1 protein-coding gene and 1 pseudogene are annotated in these 981 nt (G+C 34.9%); both read right to left on the bottom strand.

The window, feature by feature from the left end:
- Positions 1-230, bottom strand: a pseudogene (locus AC1DTM_RS28620) (hypothetical protein); the annotation flags it as partial.
- A 140-nt stretch (positions 231-370) separates the two neighbouring features.
- On the bottom strand, positions 371-981 hold a 611-nt coding region (locus AC1DTM_RS28615; RefSeq protein WP_477001505.1), incomplete at its 5' end, for an IS4 family transposase.

Here is a 981-nt window from a genome sequence, read left to right as displayed (position 1 = left end):
TCTCGATTTTGCGTTGAATCAGTCGTGACATTTATAAATTCAGCTAACACATTTACTTCCTCTTGATCGGGTTCATTTTCTTGTAAATAAAACTTCATTTCGATTGGTTTCGTTTTATAGGTATCTCCTATTTCGTATTTATCAGTGTGATAAAATTGTTGTAAAAGTTCTTCACTCATAATGGTTTTTGCTTTTTGTTTTCGCTCATTGTATCCTTCTTTTTCTCGATGGGGTATCGCCACATCGCTATCAAGCTAAGCCCGTGTAACGTCAATGATAAGCAAGATTGTTTCTTTTTTTCGAAAGTCTATACGTAGATGCTTTAAAGATTTGCATACGAAATAAACCCTAACGGGTTTCCTTTTTTGAATTAAGCTACTTGGTTATCAGACATGGTACAATTATAAGCGACACCTAATATATCAAAGACTGTTCTCTTCTCATACCTATGGGATTTTCGYCCGTTTTGCTGTAGGAGATTGAACAGACGAAGTAACACCTTTGATAGCTCTTGGGTGTTTTTTTGTATAGTTTGGAATAGAAGAAGAAAATAGTCTTTAATCATATATATGGCTTTATACTCACTAAGCTCTCGTTTTTTCTTCATGAGGAGCAATTGGCGCATTTGAAACATGATAGAAGAACAGAGTAGAATGGCAGTCAATTGACCATATAAATGGCACTCCAATCGTTCTGGTTTTATCTTTTTACAATGATGGATTTGAAAGAATGACTTCCACGTTTTAAATAAAATTTCGATTTGCCAACGCAAAGAATACCAGTCATGTACCTGTCCCATCGGGACAATATCTGTAGGGGTGTTTGTCATATATACATTGATACCACTGAGTCGTTTACTACGAGGAGAATACTTCATTCCTTTCTTTTTTTCTCTTACAGCTTGATCTTGTAATCGTTTTTTTTGCTGTTGTTTTGTTAATCGGTGAACTTTTTTTGCTGTTGTTTTGTTAATCGGTGAAC

The organism is Bacillus sp. P4_D3, from assembly GCF_056401855.1.
This window is presented reverse-complemented; position numbering and strand designations above follow the sequence as displayed.